The following is a 23,686-nucleotide window of genomic DNA, read 5'->3' as shown; positions in this document are numbered from 1 at the left end:
GTGCGGAGGTGCGGAGTGGTACGGGGCGGTGCGGAGGGATACGGGACGGTTCGGGACGGTGCGGGGTGGGGACTGTCGCGCGGGGGTCTTGTGAAGTCAAGAGAAGCGGCCGACGGGTGCGCGTGAAGTAGGGGCCCTCGGCCGACGGGGGCTCGTGGAGTAGGGGCCCTCGGCCGACGGGGGCACGACCCGTGGCCGGCGGAAGGGCTTATGGGCTCAACAGCCGTGCCGGCGGGGGACTCAGCGGTCAAGCACCGCGTCCTGCGGAGGAACGTGCGGGGGTGTCTCGGCGGTCTTCGAGTGGAGGATCTCGCGGGCCTGTTCCGCCGCGCGGGCGGTTTGCTCGCTGACGAACTCCAGGAAGCGGGCGACGTTCTCCAGGCGGACGCCGGCCGGGGTGCCGGAGCCGAAGATGCCGACGCCCTGCTGGGCGATCCCGACGATCTGGGCGGTGGCGCGGGCGCTGGCCATCATCGACTGGTACCAGATGTCGTCGTCGACGATGTAGCGCTCGCGGCGGCCCTCGCCCTGCTCCCGGCGGGCCAGACCCTGGCTTTCGAGGAACGCGATCGCCTTGGAGATGGAGGCCGGGCTGACATTGAGGCGCTGGACCAGTTCGGCGGCGGTGAGCACGCCCGTGTCGGTGAGGGTGAGACAGGCCATCACCCGGGCCTGCATGGTGGAGAGACCCGACTGCATGAGGATGGTCGTGAACGTCTCCTCGTACTCGCGCACCGCCTCGGCGTCCCGCCCGTACGGCTGCTCGGCCGCCCTCGCCCCTCGGGGCGCGGCCTGCCGGCGCCGGTGCGCGCGGCGTTCGGTGGCGCGGTGGGCGAGGTCGGCGCGGTAGGAGTTCGGGCCGCCGTTGCGCATGACCTCTCGGGTGACGGTCGAGGTCGGGCGGTCGAGCCGCCGGGCGATCTCCGCGTAGGCGAGGCCGTCGCCCAGCCCCAGTGCGATCTGCTGGCGCTCCTGCTGAGTGAGCCTGCCTCCCGGCATCGCGGTCTCCTTCGTGCCCGTGGTGGTCCGTAGCGGTCCCCAGGGGTCCGCAGCGCGTCGACTATAGCGTTCACCTCCATTTCATTGCAACGGATGGTCAGGCGAAGTTGCGTTAACTTCGAGACTCGTTGCAATGATTTATCTGCCCTCACCTGCTCGTATCGCGTTTCAGCGCAACAAGCATATTGCCGAACCCATGAACGCAACGTAGCTTTTCCCGTGTCGGAAACAGAACGCGACCACAAGTCACAGGAGAACACGATGCAGCAGTTCAAGACCCCCGCCCCGATCGCCGCCGTCCTCGACATCCCCGCCGGCCGGATCCAGTTCATCGCCGCCGACCGGGCGGACACCCTGGTCGAGGTCCTTCCCGCCGACCCCGCGAAGAGCCGGGACGTGAAGGCGGCCGAGCAGATCGAGGTCGGCTACGGCGACGGCGTCCTGCGGATCGCGGCGAACGCCCCGAAGAACCAGCTCTTCGGTCCCTCCGGCGCCGTGGAGGTGACCGTCCGGCTGCCCGAGGGCTCCCGGGTCGAGGCCAGGGCGGCCGCCGCCGAGTTCCGGGGCGTGGGACGGCTCGGTGACGTCACCGTCGAGGCCGCGCAGGGTCCGGTCAAGCTCGACGAGACCAAGGAGGCCCGCCTCACCCTCCAGGACGGCGACATCTCGGTCGGCCGGCTCGGCGGCGACGCCGAGATCAGCACCCAGAAGGGCGACCTCACCGTCACCGAGGCCGTGCGCGGCGCGGTCGTGCTGAGCACCGGGTCCGGCGACATCTCGATCGGCGCCGCCCGCGGCTCCTCCGCCTCCCTGGACGCCGGCACCTCCTACGGCCGGATCAGCAACACCCTCAGGAACGACGGCACCGCCGACCTCGACATCCGCGCCACCACCTCCAGCGGCGACATCACCGCCCGCAGCCTCTGACCCCGAGCCCCCGAGGAGCAACCACCATGACCACCGACCTGGCCATCGCGGCGAACGGGCTGCGCAAGTCCTACGGCGACAAGCTCGTCCTCGACGGCATCGACCTGAGCATCCCGGCGGGGTCCGTGTTCGCCCTGCTCGGTCCCAACGGTGCCGGCAAGACCACCACCGTGCAGATCCTGTCCACGCTGATCCCCGCCGACGGCGGACAGGCCCGGGTCGACGGTCACGACCTCGCCACCGCGCCGGGCCGGGTGCGCGCCTCGATCGGCGTCACCGGGCAGTTCTCCGCCGTGGACGCGCTGATCACCGGCGAGGAGAACATGCTCCTCATGGCGGACCTGCACCATCTGCCGAAGGCCGAGGGGCGGCGGGTGACCGCCGAACTCCTGGAGCGCTTCGGCCTGGTGGAGGCGGCGAAGAAGCCCGCCGCCACCTACTCCGGCGGGATGAGGCGCCGTCTCGACATCGCCATGACGCTGGTGGGCGGTCCGCGGATCATCTTCCTCGACGAGCCGACCACCGGGCTGGACCCGCGTTCCCGGCACACCATGTGGGGAATCGTCCGTGAGCTGGTCTCCGACGGGGTCACCGTCTTCCTCACCACCCAGTACCTGGAGGAGGCCGACGAACTCGCCGACCGGATCGCGGTGTTGAACGGCGGCCGGATCGCCGCCGAGGGAAGCGCCGAGGAGCTGAAGCGGATCGTCCCGGGCGGGCATGTGCGGCTGCGCTTCTCCGACCCGGCCGTCTACGCGTCCGCCGCCTCCGCGCTGGGCGACGTCACCCGGGACGACGAGTCCCTCGCCCTGCAGATCCCCAGCGACGGCAGCCAGCGCGAGCTGCGCTCCCTCCTCGACCGGCTGGACGCCGCAGGCGTCGAGGCCGACGAACTCACCATGCACACCCCCGACCTCGACGACGTGTTCTTCGCCCTGACCGGCGACGCCGAGCTTCCCGACCAGTCCGGAATTCCCGATCAGCCCAAGGAGAACGTCCGATGAGCACCCTCTCCCTCGCGGTCCGCGACTCGACCACGATGCTGCGCCGCAACCTCCTGCACGCCCGGCGCTACCCGTCCCTGACCCTGAACCTGCTGCTCACCCCGGTGATGTTGCTGCTGCTGTTCGTCTACATCTTCGGCGACGCCATGAGCGGGGGCGCGGGACGCTCCGCCTACATCGCGTACCTCGTCCCCGGCATCCTGCTGATGACCATCGGCTCCACCACGATCGGCACGGCGGTGTCCGTGGCCACCGACATGAGCGAGGGCGTCATCGCCCGCTTCCGCACCATGGCGATCCACCGCGGCTCCATCCTGATCGGGCACGTGGTCGGCAGCGTGCTGAAGTCGATCGCCGGCGTGGTCCTCGTGGGGGCCGTCGGTGTGGCCATCGGCTTCCGCTCCACCGACGCCACGCTCCTGGAGTGGCTCGCGGCGTTCGGACTGCTCGTGCTCTTCGCCCTGGCGCTCACCTGGATCGCCGTGGGCATGGGTCTGGTCAGCCCCAACGCGGAGGCCGCCGGCAACAACGCGATGCCGCTGATCCTGCTGCCGCTCCTGTCCAGCGCCTTCGTCCCGCCGCAGAGCATGCCGGGGTGGTTCCGGCCGATCGCCGAGTACCAGCCCTTCACTCCGGCCATCGAGACCCTCCGCGGTCTCCTGCTGGGCACCGGGATCGGCCACAACGGCTGGCTCGCCGTCAGCTGGTGCGTGGCCCTCGCGGTCCTCGGCTACTTCTGGTCGGCCGCCAAGTTCGACAGCACTCCGCGGCGGGCGTCATGACAGCGCACCCCCGGCTCGGACCCGGAGGCTGCACAGGGCCGTCCAAGAAACACCGCCGAACCCGCACCAACTCCCCACGCACGCACCGTACGATCGCGGGAGTAACCACCGGTAACCCGTCAGAACCCCTCCAGTCGCACACCACCGGTGAACGAATCGGTACGCACTGCACGTAAGAGAACAGCAGAGCGGTATCGAGCTGCACGCCTCAGGAGAGCTGTCATGTCCGTGCCCGTGCCCTACCCGTCCGCGTCCGACTACGACGGTGTGCCTCAGCTGGTGGAGCCCGAGATCCGGCGGCTGGACGGCGAAGTGCGCGAGACCTCGGTCCCGCCGCTCGTCCCGCCGCCCACCCACGGCTCCCTCGCCGACCTGCCGTTCGAGAACGCGGAGGCGGCGCCGGAGGCACGGGTCCTCAGCCGCCGTTCCGTGGACGGCGAGTGGACGGACGTGACGGCGGCGGAGTTCGCGGGGCAAGTGCACGCGCTGGCCAAGGGGTTGATCCAGGAGGGCCTGGTTCCCGGCGACCGTATAGCCATCATGGCGCGCACGATCTACGAGTGGACGCTCCTCGACTTCGCCGCGTGGGCGGCGGGACTGGTCACCGTCCCGATCTACCCCACCTCCTCGGTGTACCAGACCCGTTGGATCCTCCAGGACTCGGGCGCGGTGGCGCTGGTCACCGAGACGACCTCCCAAGCTGCCGCCATGGGACCGGAGTTGAGCCTGCTGCCGGATCTGCGGCATCTGTGGATCGTGGAGAAGGGGCACCTGGAGCGGGTGGCGGAGCTGGGCGCGCCGGTCCCGCACCAGGAAGTGGGCGTCCGCCGCGGGATGCTGGTCCCCGACACCCTCGCGACGATCATCTACACCTCGGGCACGACCGGCCGTCCGAAGGGCTGTGTGCTGACGCACGGCAACTTCCTCGCCGAGGTCGACAACGCCATCGAACTGCTCTACCCCATCTTCAAGTCCAAGGCGGACGACCCCTCCACGCTCCTCTTCCTCCCCATGTCGCACGTCTTCGGTCGCATGGTGGCCATCGCCTGTATCCGGGCCCGGGTCCGGCTGGGCCACGCGCCGAGCCTCCAGGCCGAGGACCTCCTGGCGGACCTCGGCACCTTCCGCCCGACCTTCCTGCTCTGCATCCCGTACATGCTGGAGAAGGTCTTCAACAACGCGCGCGCCAGGGCGGAGGCGGGCGGCAGGGCCACCGCCTTCGACCGCGCGGCGAGCGTGGCCGTGCGCTACGGCGAGGCGCTGGAGGCACGGGCGTCGGGCACGGGCTCGGGCCCGAGCGCCTCGCTGAAGACGGCCCGGGCCTTCTACGACCCGCTCGTCTACCGCCGTATCCGCAACGCCATGGGCGGCCGTATCCGCCACCTCATCTCCGGCGGCTCCCCGCTCGGCCGTCGGCTCGCGGCCTTCTACGCGGGCGCGGGCATGGAGATCTACGAGGGCTACGGCCTGACCGAGTCGACGGCCGCCGCGACCGTGACGCCACCGCTGAAACCGCGTCTGGGCACCGTGGGCTGGCCGATGCCCGGCACCAAGGTCAGGATCGCGGCGGACGGGGAGATCCTGCTCGCCGGCGGCCAGGTCTTCCGCGGCTACTGGGATCCCAACGGGGGCGGTGTCATCCCCGCGCACACGGACGGCTGGTTCCCGACGGGCGACATCGGCCGTCTGGACGAGCAGGGGTACCTGACGATCACCGGGCGCAAGAAGGAGATCCTCATCACCGCGGGCGGCAAGAACATGGCGCCGGCGCCGCTGGAGAACTGGCTGCGCGCTCACCCGCTGATCTCCCAGGTGATGGTCGTGGGCGACGGCCGTCCCTACATCGCCGCGCTCATCACCCTCGATCTGGACGGTGTCTCGCACTGGCGCCGGATGAACGGCAAGCACCCCGTCCCCGTGGAACTCCTGCTCGACGACGAGGAGTTGAGGGTCATCCTGCAGCGGGCGGTGGACGAGGCGAACAAGCTGGTGTCCCGGCCGGAGTCGATCCGCCGGTTCGCGATCCTGCCCCGGGACTTCACGGAGGACGCGGGCCATCTGACGCCGTCGATGAAGCTGCGGCGGGAAGCGGTGATGCGGGACTTCTCCTCTGAGGTCGAGGGTCTGTACGAGCGGTGAGGGACGGCCTGTGAAGGCCGCCGCTTGTGAAGCTTTCGTGGTTCCCGGCGGCATTCCCGGTGACATCACATCGAAACGTTTGCGTTTCGCTGCCTTCCGCGCCTAGGTTAGGTGTACGAAACGGTTTCGGACCGATGTGGGGAGCACCATCGTGGAAGTCATCCCGGCCGCCACCACCGCCCAGGCCGGGCCGCCCGGCCACACCCAAGCCCCGTCGAAGCACCGCTGGTGGGCACTGGCCGTGATCGGCCTCGCCCAGCTCATGGTCGTACTCGACGCCACCATCGTGAACATCGCCCTGCCGTCCGCCCAACAGGACCTGGGCTTCGACAACAACGGCAGGCAGTGGATCGTCACCGCCTACTCCCTGGCCTTCGGCAGTCTGCTGCTGCTCGGCGGCCGGCTCGCCGACCTCGTCGGCCGCAAGACCACCTTCATCATCGGCATCGTCGGCTTCGCCGCCGCCTCCGCGCTCGGCGGCGCGGCCAACGGCTTCACCATGCTGGTCGTCGCCCGCGCGGTGCAGGGCCTGTTCGGCGCGCTGCTCGCACCGGCCGCGCTGTCGCTGCTGACCACGACGTTCACCGAGGCCAAGGAACGCGCGAGGGCGTTCGGGATATTCGGCGCCATCGCCGGTTCCGGCGCGGCCGTCGGCCTGGTCCTCGGCGGTCTGCTCACCGAGTACCTGAACTGGCGCTGGACGCTCTACGTCAACGACGTCATCGCGGTTCTGGCGCTGATCGGCGCGATCGTCTTCATCGGCCGCTCCGTCCCGGTCGAGCGCCCGAAGCTGGACGTCCTCGGTGTCGTCCTGGTCTCCGGTGGCCTGTTCGGCATCGTCTACGGCTTCGCCAACGCGGAGACGCACGACTGGGGCAACTGGATGACCTGGGGCTTCCTGGCCGGGGGCGCCGTACTCCTGGTGGCGTTCTTCCTGTGGCAGACGCGCGCCGCGCACCCGGTGCTGCCCCTGCGCGTGCTGGCCGACCGTGACCGCGCCGCCGCCCTGTCGACCATGCTCATCTCGTCCGCGGGAATGTTCGGCGTCTTCCTCTTCCTCACCTACTACCTCCAGTCGACGCTGGGCTACTCGCCGGTGAAGAACGGTGTGGCCTTCCTGCCGATGGTGGCCGCGCTCATGGTGCTGGCGCAGATCTCCACCAACTGGCTGGTGCCGAGGTTCGGTCCCAAGATCGTCGTGCCCACCGGCATGGTGATCGCCCTGGGCGGCATGATCTGGCTGACCCGCCTCGACCTGCACAGCGGCTACGCGGCGCATGTCCTGGGACCGCTGCTGCTGCTCGGCGCGGGGATCGGCATGTCGATGCCCGCGGCGATGAGCTACGCCACCCTCGGGGTGGAGGCGAGCGACCAGGGCGTGGCCTCGGCCGCCGTCAACACCACCCAGCAGGTGGGCGGTTCGATCAGCACCGCGCTGCTGAACACCCTGGCCGCCACCGCCGCGACGAACTACGCCAAGGACCATCTCTCCGACCCGCTGGTCAAGGCGAACGCGGCCCTGCACAGCTACGCCGTCGCCTACTGGTGGTCGGCCGGGTTCTTCGCCTTCGCCGCGGTCGTCACGGCCCTGCTGTTCCGGGCGAGGAAACGAGCGGGCGCGCCGGCGGCGGAAGCGGAAGCAGCGGCGGCGGAGGTGCCGGCCGCGGGGACCGTCCCGGACCTGCCTGTGGGTGACGTCCGTACGAGCGCGGCCGTCCTGCGCGGACAGGTGCGCGACGCCACGGGCGCCCCCGTGCCCCGCACCGCGATCACGCTGCTGGACAACGCGGGCCGCCAGCTGGCCCGTGCCACCTCCGGTGGGGACGGCACCTACGCCCTGGACACCGCCGAGCGCGGCAGCCTCGTCCTCATCGGCTCGGCGCCCGGCTATCAGCCGCAGGTGGTGACGCTGGCTCTGAACGGCGCGCCCGTCTCGCACGACCTCGTGATCCTGCCGAGCCCTGGCGGCCTGGCCGGTACGGTGCACGGCGGGAGCGGCGAGACGCTGCCCGGCACGCTGGTGGTGGCCACCGACCAGCGCGGCGATGTGACGGCCTCCGTCACCACCGGGACGGACGGCGGCTACCGGATCGGTGACCTCCAGCCCGGCGAGTACACGCTGAGCGTCAGCGCGCCGGGCCACCGTCCCGCCGCCGTCCCGGTCACGGTCTCCACCGAGACCGCCCGCTGCGACATCCGCCTCTCCGTCGCGGCGACCCTGCGCGGCACGGTGCACAGCCCGGACGGGCGGGCCCTGGACGACGCGCGGGTCACGCTGATCGACGCCGCCGGCAATGTCGTGGGCACCCGCACCACGAGTCTCGACGGCAGCTATGCCTTCGCCGACCTCTCCAGCGAGCAGTACACCGTGATCGCCAGCGGTTACCCGCCGGTGGCCACGCAGGTCACGGTGGACGGCGGCCAGGCGGCGGTCGACATCCGACTGGGACACAAGGAGGCCTGAGGAGGCCTGGAGAAGGCCTGAGGAATCCCGAGGAGACCTGAAGGGGCCTGAGGAGGCCCGAAAGAGACCCCCATGCGGCAGCGTCCGCCACCCGGGAGACCGGGGTGGCGGACGCTGTCGTATCCGTAGTTCGCAGCGCTCGGACGGCGGCGGAGGTGGAGCTCATCCGAGCTGCGGGTCGGGCCCAGCTCCACCTGAAGCGGGCCCGTTTCACACGTACGTTCACCAGTGAGGTGGCCGAGCAGTGTCATCCTCGTCGGCTACCTCAAGCCGGAGGACAGACCGGAGCGGCCGGCGAGGAATCTGAGTGTCACTCAACTCACTTGTGCATAAAGGGAGATGAACTTTGCCGGATCATTGTCACATGATCACTCGAAAGTTAAATCAGCTGCTGTGTGATCAGGTGACATGAACCTCCCCCACCCCCCTCGGGGCGCACAGGCGGCCGCAGTCGCCGTCTGCGCCCTGCTCCTGGTGGCCGGCCGCGCCGACGCCGCGTCGCCCGGCAGGCCCCAGGACCACCTCAGACCCGGCCCGGTGAACCCCACGGCAGACACCGCGGCCCACGCCCTGATCGAGAACGACGGCGGTGACGACGGCGGTGACGACGGCGCCACCGACCGGGACGACCCGACCGCCGGATTCGCCCAGCAGAACCGCATGAAGACCGCCCCTGGCACCACGGTCGGGCCGGGCGCCCTGGTCGACGCCCGTCAGCAGGCCGGGCGGCTGCCGACCCTGCCGACACGCTGGTCAGAGGTCACGAACGTCCCGCTGCAGCCGGAGGACAAGCAATACGCGGACCCGGTCGCCTCGAACTTCGGCGCCGGATTCGGCCTGAACAGCGGCCGCGTCTCCGCACTCGCCGTGGACGGGCACACGGTCTACGAGGGCGCCGCCGACGGCGGCCTGTGGCGCTCCGACGACGACGGACGGCACTGGAAACCCCTGTCCGACCATCAGCAGACCCTCTCCATGGGCGCCCTGGCCGTCAACCCCGCCGACCACTCCCTGTGGATCGGCACCGGCGAGCCCAGCAACTCCGGCGACGCCTACAGTGGCCTCGGCATCTACCGCTCCACCGACCGGGGCCGCACCTGGAAGCAGGTCGGCAAGCGTATGGACGGCAGTGTCGTCCCCCGGATCACCTTCGACGGCCGGGGACACGTCTACGCCGCCACCGACCAGGGCGTCCTGCGCCACGACGCCGACGACACCACCTCCGACTGGACGATCGCCCTGGCCCCCGGCGACCCGGACGCCGGCTTGACCTCGGCGGCCACCGACGTCGCCGTACGCCCCGGAACCGGCGGACGGCAGGTCGTCGCCGTCATAGCGGGCTGGTTCACCTCCGACGGCGGTGCAAACGGCGTCTACGAGTCCGACGACTCGGGAAAGCCCGGCACCTGGCACAAGGTCACCCCGACCGGCGACCTGGCGGGTGTCCTCCCCGGCCGCTCCTCCCTCTCCTACTCGGCCGACGGCCACGAACTGTTCGCCCTCGTCGGGGACGCCACGAACAACAGCAGCGACGGCGACGTCTTCCGCTCGGCCAGCGGTGACGCGGCCGGCCCCTGGACGACGGTCGCCGACGAGGACGTCCTCAAGGCGGCGGGCGCACAGAACAGCGAGCCGACCGATTCCGCCTGGTACAACCAGTACGTCGCCGTGGACCCCACCGACCCGGACCACGTCTACGCGGCCTTCTCCGAGGTCTTCGAGAGCTGGGACGCCGGAAAGACCTGGGCGACGATCGGCCCGTACTGGAACTTCGGCCTGAAGTGCTACACCCAGGGCCCCATCGCGGGCGGCTGCCCGATGACCACCCACCCCGACCAGCACGCCATCGCCTTCGGCCCGGACCACCGCGTCTACTTCGGCAACGACGGCGGTGTCTACGAGCGCTCCGCGACCCTGCGCCCGGACCCGGTGCTGCCCTCCGAGGGCTGGAGCAACCTCAACCAGGGCCTGCGCACCTTCCAGTACTACGACGCCGCCTACGGCCGCGACCCGGTGACCGGCGGCCTGTCCACCTGGGGCGGCACCCAGGACAACGGCAACGTGCTGAGCCTGCCGGGCGCACGTGAGTTGTACCAGCCGGCGGGCGGTGACGGCGGCTACGTCGTCGTCGACCCGCACAACGCCGACCGGGCGGTCAACGAGTACGTCGACCTGGACATGGAGCTGACCACCAACGGCGGCCGCTCCGAGGGCACGACGCCCTCCTACACCAACATCTCGCCCGCCTGCTCCTGGAACGCCGACCTCCCCGGCTGCGACCCGGGCCCCGAGTTCATCGCCCCCTACACCTCCGACGTGAACGATCTGAACCACTGGGTCGCCGGCGGCCGGTATGTGTGGGACAACGGCGGCAAGGGCTGGGACACGCGGTGCACCGCGGCCTCCTGCGACTGGCGGAACGTGCACGACACCGGTGAGCACCACTCCATCACCGCGCTCGGGGCGAACAGCGACGTGACCTACGCCGGCTGGGAGGACTGGAGCGGCTCCCACTACGCCAGCGGCATCGACACCAACGCGGGCGGCACCTGGCACCGGCTCACCGCCCCGCTGCCGAGGCGCTACGTCACCTCCCTCACCGTCGACCCGCACAACGCCCTTCACGTCTGGGCGACGTACGGCGGCTTCACCTCGGTGTACGTCTCCGGCGCGGGCGAGGGCCACGTCTTCGAGAGCACCGACGGCGGCACCACCTGGACCGACCGCACCGGCGACCTGCCGGACGCCCCGGTCGGGGCGCTCGCCCTCTGGCACGGCCATGTCGTCGTCGGCACCGATGTCGGCGTCTTCGCGGCCGCGCCCAACCCGACTGGCGGCTACACCTGGTACCGCCTCGCGGGCGCCCTGCCCAACGCCGGGATCGTCTCCCTGGACGTCTCGGACGACGGCGGCCGGCTGCTCGTGGGGACACACGGACGCGGTCTGTGGTCCACGGGACTCTGGTAGGACTCAGGCCACCAACGGCCCGGGCCCCGCTCCTCGGAGGAGCGGGGCCCTGTCGGTGTGTGCCGCCCTCAGCCGCGCAGGAGGCGGCCCTGCTTGTCCGTGCGGTCGAGGCCGGTGAGGAAGTCCGATGACAGCCTCGACCTCTCGTTGCCCTGCGCCTGCTCGCCCGCCGCGGCATCACCTTCCAGCACACCAAGACCTGGAAAGAGTCCACCGACCCCGAGCGCGACAGCAGGCTGGACCGCATCGAACACGTCCTGGAGCACTTCCCCGACCGCGTTTTCGCCTTCGACGAGTTCGGCCCGCTGGACATCCGCTACTCGATCGGCGAGTGGCGATCACGAGGTATACCGCGCATCGCCCACGCTGACTCGAATATCGCGCCCATCGTACACGCTTTGGACAAGTGAGGCAGAAATCCTGAGCCTCAGAACTCCTTTAACGGAAAGGCTGACTTTCGAGGGATTCCCCAGGGATACCTTAACCGTCTTGATGAGTTTGGAATCGCCATAGAATGAAACGATTGCCGGAAGGTTGCTCGCGTCCTCGGTGTCGCCGATGCCGACTTGACCGAAAAATCGATTCCCAACGCCACTCAGGTTGTATTCCAAGTCGTTCTCCTGGCCGCCAGAGCAAAAAATGATCACACTGTGCGGATAGTCGACGCCGGAAATGGAGACGTCGGTTCCATTGTCTACACCTTGGGCATTTCCAGCGACAGGCGTGAGGTCAGCAAGATATTTGATTGCGTCCTGTCGGTGAACAGAATTCGCTGTTGAGAGGGAGGAGGCTGCGGCCGAAGGGGAATCCGATTCTGGTGTACTTTGGGTGCTACGGGGAAAAGTGCCACCCCCACCCGAGTTTGATGATGACGGCGAGGAGGGGAATACCCAGACAATCAACGAAACCACGAGGGCGCAAACTGCTGCGATAGAGCCCGCAACGGTCCATGCGGCCACTGATCTATGCCCCAAAAATCCATCATCATCACCGCTCGACAACGAACTCCCCCTTCGAAACCAAATAACATGAGCGCACGAGGCTCATCCAATATTTCCTCTGGAACGCGCCCGACGCCGGTTGCATCGGCCAAGGCTGGCTCCCCGGGCGCGCAGTGGCTGACAGTGTGCCGTCCAGTCACCCCAGCCGGAAGCACTTTGTCGAAGACGCTTGTGAAATGGATTACAAGTGACCGAAGTGTGCAACAGTTCGATCGAGTTCGGTCAATCCATGCCATGCACACGGGTCATTACATTCTTTCAGACAGTCAGGGTGGCAATCTGGCGTGACTCGTCGGATTCAGGTCGATTCAGGAGATGACAGGAGCGGAGCGCTTCTACATCCTCGGCTGCATCGCCTTTGGCGCCTCGTATTTCGCCAAGGTCCCAGTCAAGAAGGCACTCGCCGACTTCGGCCACGGCGAGATGACCGGAGCAGAGCGTTTTGGTATGTCCTGATGTGCATCGCATTCGGCGCTGGTTACTTTGCCAAGCTGCCGATCAAGAGAGCACTCACCGAGGTCGCCGAGGTTGTCCCATAAGGAGCCGACGGACGTGACGAAGGCCCCGCCGCCGAAGACTTGTCCCGTAACGATCACGCAGGACGGCGTCGCAACCAGTTGTCGACCGGCTGCGGAGTCAGTCAAGACCGGTCGCCCATGCCGTCAGCGCGGCGAAGTCGTCGATGACAAGGCCATATCGCGGGTCAACGCGGTGCAGTAGGGCGGGACCGTCGTGGTGTTTCTCCACCCACGAACGATCCGCCGCTGTGATCTCGTCATCGACCCAGGCGAACGCGCGGCCCTTCGCCCACGCGACGATCTCAGGCGTCTTCCAGAACACACCGCCCCCGGGCTCAGGCCGCGGCGAAGGCCAGCGAATGAAGGGCAGTTCGGACAACCCCAGGACTGGCGCGACGAACGCGTTGGCTTCTTCCTCCCACGTTGTCGCCCACACCAGTTCGAACGGAAGCGCGTCCAGCGCCGGGCCGTGATCTGGGTTAAGCCACACCCGCAGCGGCTTCACGGGCTTGTTCGGCAGCCCCCACTCAGTCAGCCGGCGCCGCTCGGCGGCCTCCCAACGAGGCGTCAGCAAGCGGTGCGTTTGATAGCCCACGGGACGACGGTGCGGCTTGGCGGCATACGGGTTCAGAGGCCCGTCCACGTCCACCAACAACACTGGGCGCGCCAACTCATCCTCCCCTTGGTTCTGCGTCGCACCGTACCGGCCGGTGACGAGATCGCCCACTGGATGCGCTGCGAGGGAGCGGACCCGGTCCGCCGCGGCCGGCCGTGGAGCCTGCCCCTGGAGGACCGCATCCTGCTGGTCGCGGCTCACTGGCGCACCAACTTGACGCTGCGCCAGCTCGCACCGCTGCTCGAGCCGATACACGGCTGGTGGTCGCGGTTGGCCGACCTCTGCCCGGCAACCGCAACGACTGCAAGGCATGGGAGTTGTCCGGAGCGAAGGCAGCCGTCTGCAGTACGACGGTGATCGCTGACGGCGGCTACCGCGGTACTGGCCTGGTGATCCTGCATCGCCGTGAACCATGCCTCACCGGATAGACCGGACCGATGCTGCCGCCCCCGAGGCTGGCCATGGCGACTCAGTTGATCATTGCGGGACAGCCTTGAGGGAGGCGGGGCGGGCGCGCTGTGCCCGGTGCCGTGCCCATGATGATCCGGGGCTGGATGAAGTCGCGGCTCCTCAGCGCCGCGATGGCATACATCATCCTCCGTATCCGCATCCGCATCCGCGCCGGTGACGACCCAACCCTCAGCCGAGGGACGGCAGTCGCTCCCCCTGGACGGCCTGGATGTCCAGCTCCACGCGCAGGGTGGCGCCAATGGCGGCGATGCCCGCCTGGACGACCTGGTTGTAGTTCATGGCGAAGTCCTCGCGCCGCAGTTCGGTGGTGGCGCGAAAGGACGCCCGGACCCCGCCCCACGGGTCGGGGCCGGTGCCCAGGTAGGACAGGTCCAGATCGACAGAGCGGGCCACGCCGTGCAGGGCGAGTTCGCCGTGGACGGTCCAGCGGGCCTCACCGGCCGGGGTGATGCCCGTACTGCGATAGGTGATCTTCGGATGGACGTCCACGTCGAGGAAGTCCGCGGAGCGCAGATGGCCGTCGCGCATCGCGTTGCCCGTGTCGATCGAGGTGCCCTCGATGACCGCCTCCACGCTCGACGCCTGCGGGTTCTCCGCGATCTCGATCCGGCCCCCGAACTCCTTGAACCGGCCGTGCACACTGGTCAGTCCGAGGTGCTGGGCGACCGCGCTCACGCTGGAGTGCGCCGGGTCGATGGTCCACGGCCCGGGCGGCGGCAGCTCCACGCCCCCGGCACGGGCCAGCACCAGCGAGCCGAGGTCGGCGCCGCCGGAGGCGGTCACGATGGCGGTGGCGGCGAGGGGGCCGTAGCCGACGGCGGTGACGATCGCGGTGTAGGTGCCGGGCGCGAGGGCTTCGGTCGCCACGACGCCGTCCGGTGAGGCCTCCTGGCGCGCGGTCTGCCGCCCCGTCATGTCGGTGACGGTCAGCACGGCGTGCGGGACGGCCCAGCCGTCCTTGGTACTGATCCGGGCCCGCAGGCCGGCCGCGTGGGTCGTGGTCATGGTGGGTGCCTCTCAGTGCTCGGGCCGGGGTCGGTCAGGCGTCGACGAGGACGGGCAGCAGGACCGCGCGGACGTACTCCCTCAGGAAGCCTCCTGTCGGCGGCTGTCCGTCGAGCAGGCCGCGGGCGACGAACGCGCCGAGCAACAGATGAACGGCGTGGTCCAGGGCGGGGTTGTCGGCGCGGATCTCGCCCCGCTCGACGGCCCGCTCCAGCACCCGGCGGAACTGGCGCAGATCCGGCTCGACGATCTGTTCGCGGAAGACCCGGCCCAGGTCCCGGTGATGGTGCATCGCCATGGCCAGACCGCGCATGAGGGAGCTGGTACGGGCCATGGCGGCGTCGTCCACGTTGGCGAGCAGGGCGTCGAAGTCGCCGCGCAGCGAACCGGTGTCGACCTGTTCGATGTCGACGGGACGGGTCTGCTTCATCGCGGCGACGACCAGCTCGACCTTGCCGCCCCACTGGCGGTAGAGCGTGGCCTTGCTGGACCGGGTGCGCGCGGCTACGGCGTCCATGGTGAGGCCGTCGTAGCCGACCTCGCCGAGCAGGTCGAGCACGACCTCGTACAACTCGGCCTCGCGCTCAGGCGTGACCCGACCGCGGCGCGTCATCGACACCTCAGTCACTCCACTCACCCACTTCAGTTCACCGACTCAGGTGAACGATACGGTTTCGTACCTATAGGGTAAGGCCCGATCGTGGTCCGGTCACCATGACGTCCTGTCGGATGTACCACTCGGTGGCCACCGCCCGCGCCCGAGCCCGAGCCGGAAGCGCCGCGAGCCGCCCCGGCAGCGCGCCCCGCGCCACCTCGCTCCGGTGCGCCATGACGGCCTCCAACTTGCGCTCCACCCAAGGTCCTACGTCCACCACGGCCGACACCCACGCGTCCGGCACGGCGAACACCTCCCGCCCGGGGCGTAGCAGCATCTCCCGGCCGAGGGCGCGCACGGCGGACTCCGGATGGGTGGCGAACCAGAGAGCCCCCGTCTCCCACGGCTCCCCCGCCTCCGGATACAGCCGCCCCCACCCCGCCGCCGTCACGGCCAGCACGGTCACCCGATGGGCGTGCACATGATCCGGATGCCCGGAGAGATTGCCGTACGGGTCATGGGTGACGACGATCTCCGGCCGGAACTCGCGGATGTGCGCGACGAGCCGCCCCACGACCTCGTCCAGCGGGGCGTCGCGGAACCGGGCGGCGCCGGGCGCGGACTCGGGTACGCGAGCGTCGGCGTACCCGAGCAGCCGCGGCTCCCCGGCACCGAGAATCCGCACCGCCTCCGCCAACTCCCCGGCGCGCCCGGTCCCTTCGGCCCAGGTGGCCGTGACGACCGCGGTACTGGCCCCCGACGCGGAGTGCCGGGCGAGCAGCCCGCCCGCGGCCAGGGACTCGTCGTCCGGGTGGGCGAAGACCGCGAGCAGGCTGGGGAGGGTCGGCGTCATACGGGCCAGGGTGTCAGCAGCGGCGTACGTCCTTGGTCAGTGCGCCCTGTTCGGTGGCGAGGGAGTGGTCGTAGCAGGTGCCATGCCCCCGCAGCCGGTAGCGCTCACTCGTCGTGGCGACCGCGTGCCGGTCCTCGCGGGCCACGCCCAGGGTGAAGGTCGCGTCGCCGTTGTACGTGTCGTCGATCCGCACCCCGTGGCCGCCGCGGGCGTGGTCGCCGAGGGACATGACCACCCGCAGCCGGTTGTCGGCGTCGACGGTGGCACGCCCGTCGAGGGTGTACGTGCGGTCGGTACGGTCGACGCGGCCGTTGACGGTGACCTTCTGGTCGTCGGTCCAACGGCCGTCCAGCTCATCGGTGTTCTCGTCCGGCGTCCACCGGTGCGTGATGCCGGTGGTCAGCCTCCGGTCGACGGTGGTCGTGACCCGCCCGTGGGAGGTGTCGACGTACCCCGAGACCTCGAGCCGATCGCTCCCGTCCGTCACGAGCGAGCGCAAGGCCCCGTCCTGGTAGGTGTTCCCGACAGCCGGATCACCGCTCCGGTACGACGTCACGGCCCCCGACACGACCGCCCGGTGCGCGTCCTGCCACACGAGGATGTTCGTGGGCGCGCTCCACCCGGTCTGCCCGGCCGGCACCCCGACGACGGTCACGTCCACCGTGTGCGCCTTCCCGTCGTTCAACTCCCCCGCGAACGGAGTCAGATCGAAGGTCAGCGGCTGTACGTCGAAGGCGCGTGGAGCCGGTATCACGGACCAGAGATACGGCGACCAGCCCCCCGTCCACACGTTGGGGAAGGGCGACGCGATCCCGGCCACCCGCCCGTCGATGCTGACCCGCACCTCCCGGTACGGCCCGTCGTCCCCGCCCTTGCAGGAGTACGACGCCGACGAGGAGACCGCCGTGTACCAGAACTCCTCGCACCCGCCGCCCGACCCGGTGGCGTACACCTCGGCGAGGATGCGCTCGGAGTTGCGCGGGGTGGTGAGCTTCGCCCCGGTGGTCACGCTGTCCCCGTCGCTGAGGGGGATGACCTGATCGGGAACGGCACTACCGCGTCGGCCGTCCTCGGGCGCGTAGAAGGTGAGCGTGACCTTGACGTCGAGCACACCGGTGTAGGTGTCATTGACAACGTTGCCGATCAGCATGTCCACGGACTGCGGGCTGCTGAACGTCTTCGCGTACTCGGTCACGTCCTTCTCGACGTGCCAGTCGATGCCCTGCGGGGACGGTTCGGGGGTCGAGGTCCGGAACACCTGCACCCCGCCGATGTCCAGATACCCGAGCCGGTCGTACTGCCGCCCGGCGACACTCCCGTCCATCCGCAGCACGACCTTGGCCCAACGTCCCGGCTCGCCACAGCCGTTGGGCGGCGCGTACGTCCCCGTGTACGGCGTGAAGTCCTTGAACTGCGCCTGCGCGACCGTGACCGTGCAGGACTTGGTGTGCGGGGTGTCGACGGGCGGAGCCGCGGTGACCGGATCGTGCCAGTCGGTCCCGAACTCGGCGGGAACGGTGTCGGCGAAGGCGGGGCCGCCCAGGGCGAGACCGACGGCGGCCAGGGCAACGGCACCGACAGCGGCGACCCGCCGTCTCAGACGAAACAGTGACATGGTCATGCCGCGCAGTGAACACGGGTGCGGGGGGCTCCGCCAAGGGGGCTTGGGGAGTCTTGACCGTCAACCACTCAGCGAGAGGCCGCGGAGTAGAGGAAGGCCGACCAGGTCGTGGGAGAGACGGTCAGGTGGGGGGCGGTGGGGTTCTTGGAGTCGCGGATGTGGATGGTGTGGGGGCAGGCGGCGACTTCCACGCAATCGCCGCCCTCGCCGTCGCTGTGGCTCGACTTGCGCCAGCTGTAGGCGACTTCGATGCATTCGCCGCCCTCACCGTCGCTGTAGCTGGACTTGAACCAGGTGAGCTGTTCGCTGTTCATAGCTCCTCCAGCTTCTTCTCGATCAACTTCCGGGACTCGGAAGGAGAGAGTGCCATCGCCCGCATGATCCCATAGCGGTCGGCGATCTTCCGGACCTCTTCCGGATCGGTGATCAGCCGGGGGTACCCCTGCGCTTCCGTGTATGCCACCTGTCCGTGCCGTGGGGGCGTCAGCAGGTTGAACGCGCTTCCCAGGTTGGGGTGTTCTTCCACCACCGTTGGCATCACCTGGATCTCGACGTTCTGCATCTGTCCCACAAGCAGCATGCGTCGAAGCTGGTTCGCGTGCACACCCCGCCCGCCGATCGGACGGTCCAGCACGACCTCTTCCAGGACGTAGCTCACGATCGGCGCCGGCCGGCGCTCGAAGACCTGTTGCCGAGACAGACGGTCCGCGACTCGCTTATCGATCGTCTCCTCGTCGAGGAACGGCCGCCGCATGGTGAAGACGACCCTCGCGTGATCCGCGGTCTGCAACAGCCCAGGCACGCCCTGGTTGGCGTAGAAGTGCAGCTCGACGGACTCCGCCTCCAGTGCCGCATAACTCCGATACCACTCCGGATGCCGAGTCCGTGACTTGCTCATCGCTCGTTCGACATCCGGGATCACCTCTCTCAACAAGCCCCCGGCGTCGAGGAGTTCGTCCGCTGACTCCAGGAACTCGGGGCGAGGTGTCCGTACCCCCCGCTCCATGGCCGAGATCTGGTCGGGCCCGTACCCCACCAGCTGGCCGAACTCCTTCTGGGTCAGCCCCTTCCGCTCGCGCAGCAGCTTCAGCATCTTGCCGAGCGCGCTGAAGAGTTCCGTCGTGCCCTCGGCCTCCGCCGGCGTCTCCGCCCTGCGCTCCCGCTCCTCCGTCACGTACCGCCACCGCCTTCACGTCGTCGTGGTCACGGCCGACACCCGCACAACCGACCCACCGCACTCGTACGGTCACTCAGAGTCGCGCGGTCGCCCCTGGCCAGCGTAGATACAACCCACCACGCTCAGTGACGTGAACGCAGAAATCTCCACCCCCACGAACGCCCCCGCCGACGCCCCCGCCAACGCCCCCACCGCCGAACTCACCCAACGCCTCAGCGCGACCCCCCGCGGCGCCCGCCTGGCAAGGCACCTCGCCGCCGCGCAGCTCGCCGCCTGGGGCCACCCGCACCACACCGACGCGAACGACACCGCCCAGCACCTCGTCGCCGAACTCGCCGCCAACGCCGTCACCCATGGCCGGGTTCCGGGGCGTGACTTCGAGCTACGACTGCTGCTCCTGCCCGGCCCCACGCTCCGTGTCGAAGTCAGCGACCCGCGCGCGGACCGCCGGCTCCGCTTCCTCGACCAACCCGACTCCGAACACGGCAGAGGCCTGATCCTGGTCACCCTCCTCGCCCGCACCTGGGGGGTCGCGGAGCGCACCGTCGGGAAGACCGTCTGGGCGGAGATCGGCCTCCGCTGAACCCTTCGCCCAGCCGGTCGGCCGGTCAGGCGCCCGCGCCGCCGTCGACCGGGACGATCGCGCCGGTCACATAGGAGGCGCGGTCGCTGAGCAGCCAGGCGGCCGCCTCGGCGATCTCCCAGGGTTCGGCCATCCGGCCCAGCGGGATCCGCGCGCTCATCCCCTCGACGATGCCGGGGGTCGCCGCTTCCCATTCGTCGATCATCCGGGTGGCGGTACCGCCGGGCGTGATGCCGTTGACCCGGATGCCGTCGGGGGCCCAGTTGACCGCGGCGGTCTCGGTGAGGCTGTTGAGCGCGCGCTTCATGGCGCCGTAGGCGGGCAGCGCGGGGTTGGCGCGGCGGCTGCCGATGCTGGAGGTGTTGACGATGGCGCCGCCACCGGTGCGCCGCATGAGGGCGGCCTGGGCGTTCATGGCGGTCCAGTGGGCGCGGAAGTTCACCGCGAACTGCCGGTCGATGTCCTCGTCGGAGGTGTCGTCGACGGGGCCGGGCCGCTGGATCACCGCGCCGTTGTTGAAGGCGCCGTCGAGACGTCCGTGCAGTTCCTCGACGCGGCCGATCGCGGCGCGGACGCTCGCGGAGTCGGCCAGGTCCAGGGTGACGGCGTCGGCGATGCCACCGTCGGCGCGGATCTCCTTCACGAGGGTCTCCAGCGCGTCGGTGCCGCGGGCGGCGAGCACGACGGCGGCGCCCTCGGCGGCGAAGAGCCGGGCCGCCGCCGCGCCGATACCGCGGCTCGCGCCGCTGATGAAGACGGCCTTGCCGGCGAGGAGGCCGACGGGTGCGCCGCCCGAGGTGTGCGTGGTGGTGTGCGTGGTGTGCGTCATGGCAAGCAGCGTCGGGCCTCGCCCCGGACCGGATACAGGCACAACCAGTACTACGATCCCCCGCCGCGGCGCGCGCAGACTGGGCGGATGGACAAGCAGGAACTCGGCGCATTCCTCCGCAGCCGCCGCGAGCGGCTCCGCCCGCGGGACGTGGGCCTTCCCGGCGGCCCGCGGCGCCGGACACCGGGTCTGCGCCGGGAGGAGGTGGCGGTCCTCGCCCACATCTCCACCGAGTACTACGTCCGTCTGGAGCAGGGCCGGGCGCCCCGTCCCTCGGGTGACGTCCTGGCCGCGATCGCGGGAGCGCTGCGGCTGACCGACGCCGAGGCCGACCACCTCCATGTGCTGGCGGGCACCGCGCCGAACCGCACCGGACTGCACCGGCGCGACGTCCGCCCGAGCATCCTCGCGCTCCTTCGGCGGCTGCCGCTGACGGCGGGCTTCGTGATGTCCGCCGCGTGCGAGATCCTGGCCTGGAACGACCTCGCCGCCGCGCTCATGGAGGACTTCACCCCGCTCACCCCCGAGCAGCGCAACCTGGCCCGCCGGGTCTTCCCCGGACCGGAGAACGGCGAGGAGCCGCTCTACGGCATCTCCGACGCCGCCGACTTCCGGCTGAGCGTCGTCACGCGGCTCCGTACCACCCTCGCCCGCTACCCGGCCGATCCCGCCGTGACCGGCCTGGTGAGCGAACTGCGCGACACCGACCCCGACTTCGCCCGGCTCTGGGAGCGCCACGACGTACAGGCCGCGCCGATGCTCACCAAGACCTTCCGCCACCCGACCGTCGGCGAGGTCACCGTCGACTGCGACACCCTCGCCCTCACCGACCGCGACCAGTACCTCGTGCTCTACACCGCGCCCCCGGGATCCCCCGACGCCGAGTCCCTCGCCCTGCTGAACGTCCTGGGCACCCGGGCCGGCCACTACCTGCCCTCGTAGAGCCGCTCGATCTGCTCGGCGAAGTCGTCCGCTATCGCCTCGCGGCGCAGCTTCATCGACGGGGTGATGTGGCCTGCCTCCTCCGTGAAGTCGACCGGGAGGACCGTGAAGCGGCGGATCGACTCGGGGCGGGACACCAGCTTGTTCGCCTCGTCCACCGCGCGTTGCAGGAGCTGCCTCAACTCGTCGTCGTCCAGAATGAGTTCGGCGGTGACGGCGGGGTGCTTGCCGGTCATCCGGCGCCAGTGGGCGATGCCCTCCATGTCGAGGGTGATGAGGGCGCCGACGTAGGGGCGGCGGTCGCCCACGACCATCACCTGGGAGATCAGGGGGTGCGCGCGCAGCCAGTTCTCCAGCGGGGCCGGGGCCACGCTCTTGCCGCCCGCCGTGATCAGCATCTCCTTCTTGCGGCCGGTGATGTAGAGGTAGCCCTCCTCGTCCAGGCGGCCGATGTCACCGGTGGCCAGCCAGCCGTCGGCGGTCGCGGGGGCGACCCCGCCCGCGTTCGGGTCCCAGTAGCCGCGCAGGACGTGCCCGCCGGAGAGCAGGATCTCGCCGTCGGCCGCGATCCGGACCTTGGTGCCGGGCAGGGGCCAACCGACCGTTCCCAGGCGGGGCTTGAGGGGTGGAGTGACCGTCGCCGCCCCCGTGGTCTCCGTCAGGCCGTAGCCCTCGTAGATCTCGATCCCCGCACCCGAGTAGAACGCGGCCAGCCGCCGTCCCAGCGGTGAGCCGCCGCAGATCATGTAACGGACCCTGCCGCCCATGGCGTTGCGGATACGGCGGTAGACCAGGGGGTCGTAGAAGGCGCGGGCCGCTTTCAGGGCGGCGTTCGGGCCGGGGCCGGTGCCCGCCGCGCGGGCCTCCCGTGCCTCGCCGTAGCGGCGGGCCACGCCCGTCGCGCGGTCGAAGGCGGTGGCCCGGCCGCCGGTCTCGGCCCGTGCGCGGGCCACGTTGAAGACCTTCTCCAGCATGTAGGGGATCGTGACCAGACAGGTGGGCCGGAAGGCCGCCAGGTCGGGCAGGAGTTCCTCGGACTTCAGGCTCGGCGCGTGGCCGAGCCGGACCCGCGCCCGGATACAGGCGACGGCGACCATCCGGCCGAAGATGTGGGACATGGGGAGGAAGTGCAGGATCGCCGCCTCCTCGCTGGTCCGGGTGCGGAAGACGGGGTAGAGCAGCTCGATCGCGTTGTCGACCTCGGCGAAGAAGTTCCCGTGGGTGATCACACAGCCCTTGGGCCGACCGGTCGTGCCGGAGGTGTAGACGATGGTGGCGAGCGTGTCGGGGCCCAGCATCCCGCGCCGTACGTCCACCTCGTGCTCGCGCACCTCCGCCCCGCGCTCGGCGAGCCGCTCCACATGTCCCTTCTCGATGACCCACAGATGGCGCAGGTCGAGCAGCCGGCTCAACTCCGGCCCCAACGCCCCGGCTTGGGCCGCAGTCTCGGTCACCAGGGCCACCGCGCCCGAGTCCTGGAGGATCCAACGGGTCTGGAAGACGGAGGAGGTGGGGTAGATCGGGACGGTCACCAGACCGCAGGCCCAGGCGGCGAAGTCGAGGAGGGTCCACTCGTAGACCGTCCGCGCCATGATCGCGATCCGGTCCCCCGGCACCAGCCCCTCGGCGATCAGCCCCTTCGCCGTCGCCAGCACCTCGGCGGCGAACTGCGCGGCCGTCACATGGGTCCACTTGCCCGACGCGTCACGACGGCTCAGCACCCGGTCCTCGGGATGGCTGTGCGCGTTGTCGAACGGCAGGTCGGCGAGCGAGCCATGGGTCAGCGGCGGGACGAAGGGCGGCACGGAGACCTCGCGCACCTCCCCGTCCAGCCGCCGCACCTCGGGCTCAACGAGAACCGGGGTGCCGTCGTACGTCGTGGAGTGGACCGCCATCGCGACGGCCGGCGGGTGGGAGGTGGACACGGGCGACTCCAGAGGTTCAACGGAGTTGCCCTGCGGGGGAGTTGCCGCAGGTCAGGGGAGGAGATCGTACGGCGCCCGCGTGATGGGTCGGTGAGGGTTCCGAGGTAGTCCGGTGGCGGGGATGCGTCGGGGATGTGCAGCATCGTCGTATTTCTGGCCGAAGGTACCCTACCGACCGGTTTGCTGAACAATTTTCACCTCCTGACCTCCCCTTACCTCAGGTAACCTGACTCTGGAGTAAGTACTGCCGTTCGCCTGGCACGCATGG

Annotated in this window: 20 protein-coding genes and 2 pseudogenes; 11 read left to right on the top strand and 11 right to left on the bottom strand. The window is 69.8% G+C overall.

Annotated features, from left to right (window positions below; genetic code table 11):
- Positions 1 to 240: 240 nt before the first annotated feature.
- Positions 241 to 999 (bottom strand): helix-turn-helix domain-containing protein, encoded by a 759-nt coding sequence (locus tag ABZT17_RS20615; protein ID WP_356350812.1) that lies wholly within the window; start codon positions 997 to 999, stop codon positions 241 to 243.
- Between the two features lie 261 nt (positions 1,000 to 1,260).
- Here ABZT17_RS20615 and ABZT17_RS20610 point away from each other — a divergent pair, with 261 nt between their 5' ends.
- From ABZT17_RS20610 to ABZT17_RS20580, 7 genes and pseudogenes are all read left to right on the top strand, one after another.
- Positions 1,261 to 1,926, top strand: coding sequence for a DUF4097 family beta strand repeat-containing protein (locus tag ABZT17_RS20610; RefSeq protein WP_356350811.1), 666 nt, complete (start codon positions 1,261 to 1,263; stop codon positions 1,924 to 1,926).
- A 26-nt stretch (positions 1,927 to 1,952) separates the two neighbouring features.
- Positions 1,953 to 2,930: an ATP-binding cassette domain-containing protein gene (locus ABZT17_RS20605; protein ID WP_356350810.1), complete on the top strand. Its 978-nt coding sequence runs from the start codon at positions 1,953 to 1,955 to the stop codon at positions 2,928 to 2,930.
- A complete protein-coding gene (locus ABZT17_RS20600) occupies positions 2,927 to 3,712 on the top strand; it encodes an ABC transporter permease (protein WP_356350808.1) in 786 nt (261 codons plus the stop codon). Before ABZT17_RS20605 ends, ABZT17_RS20600 begins: the two co-directional genes overlap by 4 nt.
- 222 nt (positions 3,713 to 3,934) lie before the next feature.
- Positions 3,935 to 5,851: an AMP-dependent synthetase/ligase gene (locus ABZT17_RS20595; RefSeq protein ID WP_356350806.1), complete on the top strand. Its 1,917-nt coding sequence runs from the start codon at positions 3,935 to 3,937 to the stop codon at positions 5,849 to 5,851.
- A 160-nt stretch (positions 5,852 to 6,011) separates the two neighbouring features.
- On the top strand, positions 6,012 to 8,315 hold the full coding sequence (locus ABZT17_RS20590) for an MFS transporter (protein ID WP_356350828.1): 2,304 nt from the start codon (positions 6,012 to 6,014) through the stop codon (positions 8,313 to 8,315).
- 408 nt (positions 8,316 to 8,723) lie between these two features.
- A complete protein-coding gene (locus tag ABZT17_RS20585; RefSeq protein ID WP_356350805.1) occupies positions 8,724 to 11,282 on the top strand; it encodes a hypothetical protein in 2,559 nt (852 codons plus the stop codon).
- Between the two features lie 149 nt (positions 11,283 to 11,431).
- Positions 11,432 to 11,611, top strand: a pseudogene (locus tag ABZT17_RS20580) (IS630 family transposase); the annotation flags it as partial.
- A gap of 9 nt (positions 11,612 to 11,620) precedes the next feature.
- Here ABZT17_RS20580 and ABZT17_RS20575 read toward each other — a convergent pair.
- Positions 11,621 to 12,283: a hypothetical protein gene (locus ABZT17_RS20575; RefSeq protein ID WP_356350803.1), complete on the bottom strand. Its 663-nt coding sequence runs from the start codon at positions 12,281 to 12,283 to the stop codon at positions 11,621 to 11,623.
- Positions 12,284 to 12,598: 315 nt separating this feature from the next.
- Between ABZT17_RS20575 and ABZT17_RS20570 the strand changes: the two genes are divergently transcribed.
- Positions 12,599 to 12,739, top strand: a complete 141-nt coding sequence (locus tag ABZT17_RS20570) for a hypothetical protein (protein ID WP_356350802.1) — start codon at positions 12,599 to 12,601, stop codon at positions 12,737 to 12,739.
- A gap of 180 nt (positions 12,740 to 12,919) precedes the next feature.
- On the opposite strand, the gene ABZT17_RS20565 is transcribed toward ABZT17_RS20570, so the two are convergent.
- Positions 12,920 to 13,471: a hypothetical protein gene (locus tag ABZT17_RS20565; RefSeq protein WP_356350801.1), complete on the bottom strand. Its 552-nt coding sequence runs from the start codon at positions 13,469 to 13,471 to the stop codon at positions 12,920 to 12,922.
- Between the two features lie 3 nt (positions 13,472 to 13,474).
- On the opposite strand from ABZT17_RS20565, the pseudogene ABZT17_RS20560 reads away from it, so the two are divergent.
- Positions 13,475 to 13,827 (top strand): annotated as a pseudogene (locus ABZT17_RS20560) (transposase family protein); the annotation flags it as partial.
- 229 nt (positions 13,828 to 14,056) lie between these two features.
- On the opposite strand, the gene ABZT17_RS20555 reads toward ABZT17_RS20560, so the two are convergent.
- The 6 genes from ABZT17_RS20555 to ABZT17_RS20530 form a co-directional block, all read right to left on the bottom strand.
- On the bottom strand, positions 14,057 to 14,893 hold the full coding sequence (locus ABZT17_RS20555) for a YceI family protein (RefSeq protein WP_356350800.1): 837 nt from the start codon (positions 14,891 to 14,893) through the stop codon (positions 14,057 to 14,059).
- Between the two features lie 34 nt (positions 14,894 to 14,927).
- Positions 14,928 to 15,521, bottom strand: a complete 594-nt coding sequence (locus ABZT17_RS20550; protein WP_356350826.1) for a TetR/AcrR family transcriptional regulator — start codon at positions 15,519 to 15,521, stop codon at positions 14,928 to 14,930.
- Between the two features lie 52 nt (positions 15,522 to 15,573).
- The gene (locus ABZT17_RS20545) at positions 15,574 to 16,341 is read right to left on the bottom strand and encodes a PIG-L family deacetylase (protein WP_356350799.1); all 768 of its coding nucleotides are present in this window, start codon (positions 16,339 to 16,341) and stop codon (positions 15,574 to 15,576) included.
- A 13-nt stretch (positions 16,342 to 16,354) separates the two neighbouring features.
- Entirely contained in the window at positions 16,355 to 17,956 is a 1,602-nt protein-coding gene (locus ABZT17_RS20540; RefSeq protein WP_356350825.1) for a peptide-N4-asparagine amidase, read from the bottom strand.
- A gap of 74 nt (positions 17,957 to 18,030) precedes the next feature.
- Complete coding sequence (locus tag ABZT17_RS20535; RefSeq protein ID WP_356350798.1) at positions 18,031 to 18,276, bottom strand: DUF397 domain-containing protein; 246 nt, start codon at positions 18,274 to 18,276, stop codon at positions 18,031 to 18,033.
- Positions 18,273 to 19,055: a helix-turn-helix transcriptional regulator gene (locus tag ABZT17_RS20530; protein ID WP_356350797.1), complete on the bottom strand. Its 783-nt coding sequence runs from the start codon at positions 19,053 to 19,055 to the stop codon at positions 18,273 to 18,275. The genes ABZT17_RS20535 and ABZT17_RS20530 overlap by 4 nt, the downstream gene beginning before the upstream one ends.
- 226 nt (positions 19,056 to 19,281) lie before the next feature.
- Here ABZT17_RS20530 and ABZT17_RS20525 point away from each other — a divergent pair, with 226 nt between their 5' ends.
- Entirely contained in the window at positions 19,282 to 19,722 is a 441-nt protein-coding gene (locus tag ABZT17_RS20525) for an ATP-binding protein (protein WP_356350824.1), read from the top strand.
- A gap of 25 nt (positions 19,723 to 19,747) precedes the next feature.
- Here the strand turns inward: ABZT17_RS20525 and ABZT17_RS20520 are convergent, their stop codons facing one another.
- Complete coding sequence (locus ABZT17_RS20520) at positions 19,748 to 20,551, bottom strand: SDR family oxidoreductase (RefSeq protein ID WP_356350796.1); 804 nt, start codon at positions 20,549 to 20,551, stop codon at positions 19,748 to 19,750.
- Positions 20,552 to 20,638: 87 nt separating this feature from the next.
- Here ABZT17_RS20520 and ABZT17_RS20515 point away from each other — a divergent pair, with 87 nt between their 5' ends.
- Complete coding sequence (locus ABZT17_RS20515) at positions 20,639 to 21,493, top strand: helix-turn-helix transcriptional regulator (RefSeq protein ID WP_356350794.1); 855 nt, start codon at positions 20,639 to 20,641, stop codon at positions 21,491 to 21,493.
- On the opposite strand, the gene ABZT17_RS20510 is transcribed toward ABZT17_RS20515, so the two are convergent.
- Complete coding sequence (locus ABZT17_RS20510) at positions 21,478 to 23,388, bottom strand: AMP-binding protein (protein ID WP_356350823.1); 1,911 nt, start codon at positions 23,386 to 23,388, stop codon at positions 21,478 to 21,480. The two genes, ABZT17_RS20515 and ABZT17_RS20510, sit on opposite strands and share 16 nt — an antisense overlap.
- Between the last annotated feature and the right edge of the window lie 298 nt (positions 23,389 to 23,686).

The sequence above is a fragment of the Streptomyces sp. NPDC005648 genome, from assembly GCF_040605395.1.
Lineage (GTDB): Bacteria > Actinomycetota > Actinomycetes > Streptomycetales > Streptomycetaceae > Streptomyces.
The sequence above is the reverse complement of the archived record's forward strand: the minus strand, read 5'-3'. Positions and strand labels throughout refer to the sequence as shown.

Coding starts and splice junctions, on each gene's coding strand:
- ABZT17_RS20615 (WP_356350812.1), bottom strand. CDS start 999: ATGCCGGGAGGCAGGCTCACTCAGCAGGAGCGCCAGCAGATCGCACTG.
- ABZT17_RS20610 (WP_356350811.1), top strand. CDS start 1,261: ATGCAGCAGTTCAAGACCCCCGCCCCGATCGCCGCCGTCCTCGACATC.
- ABZT17_RS20605 (WP_356350810.1), top strand. CDS start 1,953: ATGACCACCGACCTGGCCATCGCGGCGAACGGGCTGCGCAAGTCCTAC.
- ABZT17_RS20600 (WP_356350808.1), top strand. CDS start 2,927: ATGAGCACCCTCTCCCTCGCGGTCCGCGACTCGACCACGATGCTGCGC.
- ABZT17_RS20595 (WP_356350806.1), top strand. CDS start 3,935: ATGTCCGTGCCCGTGCCCTACCCGTCCGCGTCCGACTACGACGGTGTG.
- ABZT17_RS20585 (WP_356350805.1), top strand. CDS start 8,724: ATGAACCTCCCCCACCCCCCTCGGGGCGCACAGGCGGCCGCAGTCGCC.
- ABZT17_RS20570 (WP_356350802.1), top strand. CDS start 12,599: ATGACAGGAGCGGAGCGCTTCTACATCCTCGGCTGCATCGCCTTTGGC.
- ABZT17_RS20555 (WP_356350800.1), bottom strand. CDS start 14,893: ATGACCACGACCCACGCGGCCGGCCTGCGGGCCCGGATCAGTACCAAG.
- ABZT17_RS20545 (WP_356350799.1), bottom strand. CDS start 16,341: ATGACGCCGACCCTCCCCAGCCTGCTCGCGGTCTTCGCCCACCCGGAC.
- ABZT17_RS20540 (WP_356350825.1), bottom strand. CDS start 17,956: ATGTCACTGTTTCGTCTGAGACGGCGGGTCGCCGCTGTCGGTGCCGTT.
- ABZT17_RS20535 (WP_356350798.1), bottom strand. CDS start 18,276: ATGAACAGCGAACAGCTCACCTGGTTCAAGTCCAGCTACAGCGACGGT.
- ABZT17_RS20530 (WP_356350797.1), bottom strand. CDS start 19,055: ATGCTGAAGCTGCTGCGCGAGCGGAAGGGGCTGACCCAGAAGGAGTTC.
- ABZT17_RS20520 (WP_356350796.1), bottom strand. CDS start 20,551: ATGACGCACACCACGCACACCACCACGCACACCTCGGGCGGCGCACCC.
- ABZT17_RS20515 (WP_356350794.1), top strand. CDS start 20,639: ATGGACAAGCAGGAACTCGGCGCATTCCTCCGCAGCCGCCGCGAGCGG.
- ABZT17_RS20510 (WP_356350823.1), bottom strand. CDS start 23,388: ATGGCGGTCCACTCCACGACGTACGACGGCACCCCGGTTCTCGTTGAG.